We start from the raw sequence: 8,193 nt of genomic DNA, 5'->3' as shown, positions 1-8,193 counted from the left end.
TGAAACTTCCTCATAGCAATAAAGCTTTGTCTGAATCTAAAGTTAAATGACTATAAATATTTGATGGGCTAGAGCTTTACTACAAACAAAAACTTTTTGACTGCTCATTTCTAATAATACAAATAAAATTACTATAGCGCTACGCATCAAGGTTAGGAAATTTCTAAATCCTGTTAGCGGAGCTTTTCCCTATACGAAAAACCCTTTATTAGTCTACTATTCCCTATTCCCTATTCCCTATTCCCTATTCCCTAGCGCGTAGCGCTATACAAAATTATTTGGATGAAACATTTATAGGCATCTCAATTATAAATGTTGAACTTTTATCAATTTGAGAATTACAAGTTAGTTTTCCGTGATGCTGCTCTACTATTATTTGATAACTAACTGATAATCCTAATCCCGTACCTTGACCTACTTTTTTGGTAGTAAAAAATGGCTCGAATATTCGTTCTATGATAGACTCATCTATCCCTGCTCCATTATCAACAATTTTAATTAATATTTTCTCATTAGGTATTAGTTCTGTGATAATCCAAATTGTCGGTAAATGTTGCTCATAATTTATTTGCTGTTCAACTTTTTTTTGTCTCTTTGCCTCTAAAAAATCAATAGCATTATTCAATATATTAAAGAAAACTTGATTCAGTTGATGAGGATAACATTTAATTTTCGGAATTTGACCATATTCTTTGATGATGTGAACTGGTAATAAATTATCTGTTTCTTCTAGTCTAGAATTTAACAAAGCTAAAGTGCTTTCAATTCCTTGATGAATATCAACTAATTTATATTCTGCCTGATTAATTCTAGAAAAATTGCCAAGAGAATCGACTATTTTCTGAATCCTTTCTGCTCCTTTTTTCATAGAAAATATGAGCTGAGGTAAATCATCACTTAAAAAATCTAGGTCTATCTCTTCAATATTGTTCTGAATTTTTTCATTAGGTGATGGGTATTCCTCCTGATAAAGTTTAACTAAATCTAGTAAGTCTTCGAGATAACTATTTGCATGGTCAAGATTATTTTTAATAAAATTGATGGAATTATTAACTTCATGGGCAACACCTGCGGCTAATTGTCCTAAGCCAGCCATTTTTGCATTTTGAATCATTTGAACTTGAGCTTGTTTTAATTCCTCTAAAGCTTGTTCTAGATTTTCTGATTTTTGGGTTAATAAAGCTTCTGAAGTTAATAGCCTTTGGTTTTTTTTCTCAAGCATCAAATTTTGCTTGAGAATTAGCTTTTTACTATAATTAATCTGAAGTTGATTCTGGATTATGATTAAAACTTCTTCCAGATAAAATGGCTTAATAATATAGTCTAATCCTCCTACAGAAAAAGCTTTTACTTTATTGAAAACTTCATCAAGAGCGCTTAAAAAAATTACTGGTATATTCTCATTTTTTAGGTTGGCTTTAAGTTGCTCACAAACCTCATAGCCATCTATTTCTGGCATATTAATGTCTAATAAAATCAAATCAGGTAGTTGAGCATTAATAGCTTTTAATGCTAGTTTTCCATTAGTTACAGCCCGAACTTTGTGTCCTGCATTTTTCAATATCTGGGATAAAAGCTTGAGATTTTCTGGAATATCATCAACAATCAGAATATTTCCGGTAATCTTATGCTTATAGTTATTCATAATTAGATATTTCCGAAATTGAAGTAGGGCAGTGGGAGAGTAGGGGAGTGGGGGAGTAGGGAAGTGGGGGAGTAGGGGAGTAGGGGAGTGGGGGAGTAATAAAAACAAGAATAATTAGAGTTTGCTGATTAAATATCAAATCCTTTGCAAGTAAAACTTTCAGCACGAGCATGGGAATTGCTATAAAAGGTTTATTGATTTTCCGAAGATGTCTATTAAATTTGATTGTTTTCTTGCTCAATAATTTTTTCAGTTAAGTCAGTAATATTTTCAAATTGAAATTCATTGACATAATCTATTAGTGTTTGGGATAAATCAGAATTTGATTCGGGAATTTCTTCTGCTAAGGTAATAATTAAATCTGTATCTCCTATCATAGCTGCTGTATGCAAATCTCTCACCCATGTCATGGGCATTACTAACAACATTTCTGGAGTTAAATAACTTTTTTGTAACGAATTTTCTGGTATATCAATTTGCGCATTTTTTTCTGGTTCCACATTTTCATAAGTGTAGCTTACCCCTAAATTTTCAGCAATTTTTTCCAATATAATTCTCTGGGAAAATGGCTTCAGAATCAAATCATCGCCACCTGTAGATAAAATTTTATTAGGCTCATCTGCAAAAGTTTTAGTTGTTAGAGCCAAAATTATTGGTGTCTGAGTATTGCTATCTCTTTTAATAGATTCGATTGCTTCCTTTCCTGATTTATCTAATATCTCTAAATCTATCAAAATTAGGTGAGGTTGCCAATTTTTGCAAATATCAGTTATTTGATTAATCTCGGTAACTTCCTGCACAATAAAACCTATTTTACTTAACATTTCAAGTAATAAAATACTGTCAACTTCTTGTGTTTCCACAACTAAAATCCGATATTCTGGTTGATGGGGTGCTAAACCTATAATTTTATCAGTATTTGCAGTTTCAGTTTCTGGTAATTCTGCCTCCTCTATCTCAATATCAAATGTAAATTTTGTTCCTACACCAACTGTACTACTAACAGAAATATTCCCTCCCATCAGTTGTACAAATTTATGGCTAATAGTTAAACCTAATCCACTTCCCTGTTGAGATTTACGACCTGTTTCTGTTTGCTCAAAAGCTTTAAATAATTGATCTATTTCTTCTGGAGCAATACCATAACCTGTATCACTCACTTCAAATTGTAAATGGTTTTTCTCCTGTTTTCTGCTAACTCTTAATGTTACTTCCCCTATTTCAGTGAATTTTATGGCATTTTCCAACAAATTAATTAAAATTTGGCGCAATTTTTCCTCATCAGTTTCTATATATTGGGGCACATTAACATCACATTTACATTGTAGGTACAAATTTTTATCAAATGCTTTTAAACTAAACATTTGTTCAATACTTTTTACCAAAGTAAATAGGTCAAAACTGGCGATATTTAATTTGGTTTTACCAGCATCTATTCTAGAAATTTCTAAAATACTATTAATTAATTTCAGTAAATGCTCCCCTGCTTGATTAATAATCTCAACAAATTCTTGGTTTTTGGTAGATAAAGATGAGTCGAGATTCATTAGTTGGGTAAAACCAATAATTGCATTTAAAGGAGTACGCAATTCGTGATTCATAGAAGCAATAAAGTGACTTTTAGTTAGATTAGCTGCATCTGCTTTTATTAATGCTTTTTCTAACATTAATGACTTTTGTTCAGTTTCGGCTAATAATTCTGCTTGCTTGAGAGCTACTCCTAACTGACTGCCAATTTGAATGACAATATTAATTTCTTGATTTTCCCATTTACGAGGAGTAGAATTTTGATAACAAGCTAATAATCCCCATAGTTTATTATTAGAAATAATCGGAACATTGATATATGCTTTGGCTTGAAAACTCTCTAATAATTGAATATAACAATCAGTAAATCCAGCTTCGTAAATATTTTCAACTACTCGATACTTTGCACCCTGACTATAAATACCACCTTTTTCTTCTTGTAGGTAAGTATCATCAATTACGTTGGGATTAGATAAATCTTTGTAACAGTTTTCAGTTCCCATAGCGTTTTGTTTGAGACTGGGGTCATTTTCTTGTTCCTCTACTAAAATTTTCCAACCACTTTCGACTGACTCTGCTACCATTTGTCCGCTCCAGTCAGGATTAAATTGATAGATAACTACTCGCTCACAATAAATTGTTTGTCGTAATTCTTGGGTTGTGGTTTGAAATATAGTGGGAATATCTAGACTCTGACGTATTTTTTGAATGACTAGAGAGATGACTTTTTCCCGTTTAGCACTTGCTTGTAATGACGATATAGTTTCTTGGCGCTTTTCTATTTCTTGTTGTAAATTATTCCAAGCTGTTGATAACTCAGAAGTCTGGTTTTGTACTTCTGTTTCTAACTTTTGATTAGTTTGTTCCAGTATTACTTCTGCTTCTTTCCGTTGAGCTACTTCTGTTTCTAATTGTTGGTTAATTGCTTCTAGTTGCGGGGTAGTTTTTAGAGATAAAAATTTAGGTAATAGCTTTATGACTCGCCAAGTTGTGTAGCAAGCAACTATAGCAGTTATAGATTTCTGAATCCCAATTAGCCAATGAAAAGGAGATGGATACCATATACTCAATACTTCCATCAAATGACCTATGCCAGACAATATCATTAGAGTGCATAATAAACCAAATACTCCTGAAAGTATTACATATTTCCGTTTTCGGACAAAGTAAATTAAGATTGCTGGAATTGAAAAATAGGCGATCGCTATGAATAAATTTGACAACAAATGTAACTGTATTAGTTCAGGTTGCCACTGATGGTTATTTCCCAGGGAAATAAAATTAGGTGAAAATACTTGACTTAATATTTGCCACATAATGATTAGTTTTTTTATTTTTTATTGTTATTCTCAATTGTACAATTGTGAGTAATACACATAAGCGTAAAAATTCTGTAGGAACCTTCCATAGAAACTTCCTACAAGAGTTTGACAAAAAGTTTTTTTAGTTTTGTTGAAGTGCGGGTATGATTTTCAGGGTTAGGGAGTAAAGGAAGTGTGCTCTGTGTGCTTTGTGTGGGGAGATGAAAATCAAAAATAATTAGGGAGTAGGGAGTAGTTAGGAGGAACGGGGAATTATAGAACCCCTAAGCGTATCTCCAGAAAATAGGTCTTGGTGGAGAATTAATTGATAAAAAATGGGTAATAATTGATTTGATGATTGGATGAGTGGGAGATATCTAATACCATTTCTCAAAAACTTTATCTATTTCAGAGTAGGGGAGTAGGGGAAGGTAGGGACGTTCCATGCAACGTCCGTACAGAGTCAGGAGGAATTGGAGTTATGGAGAAGGTAGTCGGAGGAATTATTCCTTAATTTTTCTGTAATATTGAGGCAAAAATGCTAAATTTTTAGGATTGGTGATTAGGTAATGCTCTTCAATATTTATGAACTGTACAACTATAGTTTTTTCATAGATATTATAGATATTTAAGATAAAAGCATTACGCATTTACCAACGCCAAATTTTTGAACCTTTTTGACCTAAAAGTTCGTACTTTTTCCATACCTTAAAAGGCTAAAGGCTTTATCTTTCAAGGCTTTGATGTTTAATCTAGCCACCCCTAGTTAACAAAGCGGTCAGCACTCAGTAATCAGCAGGATCGTATCTAGATCCTCAACATAAATTTTGACTTTTTATTTGTGACTTTTGGCTTTTGGTTTATAGTCAAGGAACGGGAAGAATTTTAAGCAAGGGTAATAGTTAAGTTTTTAACTACTATACACTATTAACATAAAAAAATACAAATTTTTCTAATTTAACTACAATAATTATCACAATTAATACAAAGATAGATACAAATACTTGATAATAAAATACAAAAGAGAGGAAATTTTTACACAACTACTTAACAGAAGTTACACATAGAGACTTAACAAACTTACTTTTTCATAGATTGATATTTTTTAAACTAAACTAAGGATATACAATCTAAACCAAGTCTCTTGGGATCAATATAGTTTGCTGATTAAATCCAAAAGCATTTACAAATAAAGGTTTTAGCCTTTTTAGGTCTGAAAAAATCACCAGCTTTTCCGTTGCTAGAGCGGCAAAAAGTGAGTATTTTAGGGTAACGCGAGAGAGAAAAATGAGGGGTCAATTATGAACGTCCACCTCTTCTACAACCCCCTATTCTTGTTGATTCTTGACTATTCCCTACTCCCTACCTCAACCATCAGACTTATTCAGGACGCCCTAACTATTTCAGACAATAATGTCAGTAATTTTAGAGAATAAACATGATATTTTATAACTATGAATTATTTACTCAAACTATTCATATTCAATAATTATAAAAATGAATGTAGACGAAGTTATACAAATCCTGAATGCTAATTTACCTTCTCCTCTAAGTCACCTTCAAGAATTTATTTTGCGTTCTTCCTGGGATGGAAAAACATATATAATGATGGCTAATGAGGCATATTATGGAGCAGAACATCTGAGAAAAGTTGCTAGTGAATTATGGTCATTACTAAGTAATTATTGGCAAGAACCAATTTCCAAAACAAATTTACGCCCATATTTAGAACCCATAACTTTAACAGAATCACAACAAAAATTACTGGAGAAATACTGTCAAAATCAAAAAGTAGATATGTATATAGAATTTCCCAGTAGTGTAGTTCCTTTAGACTCTTACTTATACATAAAGCGGTCTCCCATAGAGGAACTAGCTTACTCCGAAATTACTCAACCTGGGAGCGTTATTAGGATTAGAGCGCCACAAAAGATGGGTAAAAGTTCTCTGATGCTGCGTATTCTAAATCGTTCTCAATATTTGGGTTATCATGTTGTTACTATAGATTTCGCACAAGCAGAAAAACCTACTTTTTCTTCTATAGATAAATTTCTACGTTGGTTTTGTGCCAATGTTACTAAACAGTTGTCTATGGAGTCTATGTTGGATAAATATTGGGATGAAATTTTTGGCAGTAAAATTAGCTGTACAACTTATTTTCAAGAGTACTTACTATGGCAAATGGAGACTCCAGTCGTCTTGGCACTAAATGAAGTAAATAGACTGTTTAATTATCCTGAAATTGCCGAGGATTTTTTGCCTTTGTTACGCTCCTGGTACGAAAAAGCAAAACAGGAAGAGGTTTGGCAAAAATTGCGGATGATTATTGTTTATTCTACAGAAGTTTATATACCACTGAAAATCAATCAATCTCCTTTTAATATCGGATTACCAGTGAAATTACCTCCTTTTAGCTTAGAACAAGTACAAGATTTAGCACAACGTCATCGATTATCTTGGCTACAAGAAACTCATTGTCGGCAATTAATGGCAATAGTAGGAGGACATCCTTATCTGGTGCGACTCGCTTTGTATTATCTGTATCGGGGAGAAGTTCGTTTTAAACAATTATTAGAAGAAGCACCAACAGAAGCAGGAATTTACAATAACCATTTACGCAAATTATTAGTTATGCTTGAGCAGGAAGAAAAATTGAAAGAAGCTTTTAAAAAAGTTATTACTACCCAAGAAGGAGCAGATATAGACCCCATCATAGCTTATGAGTTGGATAGCATGGGGTTGATAAGTATTTCTAAGGATGTAGTCAGACCAAGCTGTGAGTTGTATAAGTTATATTTCCAAAAGCAATTATCGCGTTATTTGTAAGCATTCAGCCCTCAGCTATCAGCTAATTGATAATGGATAATTAATAATTGATAATTGATAATGGATAATTGATAATTAATAATGGATAATGGGGTGCATATCATATTTGTAAAAATACTTTTTTCTTTTTTCCTATTCCCTATTCTCTGTTCCCTGTTCCCTGTTCCCTATTCCCTAAATTTGCAAAAATACTTTTTTACTCTTGAGATAGAAGGCTTTAAACCAAATTAATTAATTATCCATTATTCATTGTTAAGAACAGGTTTTGTGTTCAAATTAATACACCAAAATTCAATCAAAAAATCCCTCCCTAATGCACATTCGCTGTTCTATATCACTCTATTAGGGAGGATTTCAAGTTATTTTCTTTAATACCAATTCCCATGCATTATTGCTATACTTGGGCGATATTTCAGTTATTAACTGATCGATACAATCAGAATTATTTTTTTGCTGATTTTCCCTAGTAATTATGTTAATTATTCTTATGTTTGCTTCTCCCCCACTCCCCTGCTCCCCTACTCTCAATCTCTAATTTTAAATAGATCCCAAATGGGTTCTATAATTAGGGCTTGCTGATTAAATATAAAAGCCTTAATACCCACATTCCGCACGACAAAATGTAGTACATAAAGAAGGGAAAACTTGAGTAAGTATTTAGACTTATAGTATGAGGTAGGAGGCGATATAGCTGCCGCACTTGCTCCGCCAACGCAAATCAATAGAATGGTATCAGTTTCCAGAACTCACCAATAGACGAATTCAAAAATAGCCAAAGTCTCTCTATCACCTGACTACTCCGTTTTTAATAATTGCCAAGTGCTTTCATTTTACAGTATTATCGGGACTTTAGTGAAAAAATAGTAAAAAAAAGGGTATAATATATATCTGATA

At 32.6% G+C, this 8,193-nt stretch carries 3 protein-coding genes; 1 reads left to right on the top strand and 2 read right to left on the bottom strand.

Features of this window, described 5'->3' with window-relative positions; genetic code table 11:
* Positions 1–274: 274 nt before the first annotated feature.
* Together ACP6PK_RS10955 and ACP6PK_RS10950 are read right to left on the bottom strand one after the other, a co-directional pair.
* A complete protein-coding gene (locus tag ACP6PK_RS10955; protein WP_426559629.1) occupies positions 275–1,645 on the bottom strand; it encodes a hybrid sensor histidine kinase/response regulator in 1,371 nt (456 codons plus the stop codon).
* 215 nt (positions 1,646–1,860) lie between these two features.
* Positions 1,861–4,488 carry an ATP-binding protein gene (locus tag ACP6PK_RS10950; protein WP_426559628.1) on the bottom strand — a complete coding sequence of 876 codons (2,628 nt, stop codon included), beginning with the start codon at positions 4,486–4,488 and terminating at the stop codon, positions 1,861–1,863.
* Positions 4,489–5,970: 1,482 nt separating this feature from the next.
* On the opposite strand from ACP6PK_RS10950, the gene ACP6PK_RS10945 reads away from it, so the two are divergent.
* A complete protein-coding gene (locus ACP6PK_RS10945) occupies positions 5,971–7,299 on the top strand; it encodes an AAA-like domain-containing protein (protein WP_426559627.1) in 1,329 nt (442 codons plus the stop codon).
* Positions 7,300–8,193: the final 894 nt, after the last annotated feature.

The sequence above is a fragment of the Dapis hubbardiae BLCC-M172 genome (genome assembly GCF_050016015.1).
GTDB lineage: Bacteria > Cyanobacteriota > Cyanobacteriia > Cyanobacteriales > Microcoleaceae > Trichodesmium.
The sequence above is the reverse complement of the archived record's forward strand: the minus strand, read 5'-3'. Positions and strand labels throughout refer to the sequence as shown.

What these genes read in the sequence shown, in the direction of transcription:
- ACP6PK_RS10955 (WP_426559629.1), bottom strand. Translation starts at nt 1,645, where the DNA reads ATGAATAACTATAAGCATAAGATTACCGGAAATATTCTGATTGTTGAT.
- ACP6PK_RS10950 (WP_426559628.1), bottom strand. Translation starts at nt 4,488, where the DNA reads ATGTGGCAAATATTAAGTCAAGTATTTTCACCTAATTTTATTTCCCTG.
- ACP6PK_RS10945 (WP_426559627.1), top strand. Translation starts at nt 5,971, where the DNA reads ATGAATGTAGACGAAGTTATACAAATCCTGAATGCTAATTTACCTTCT.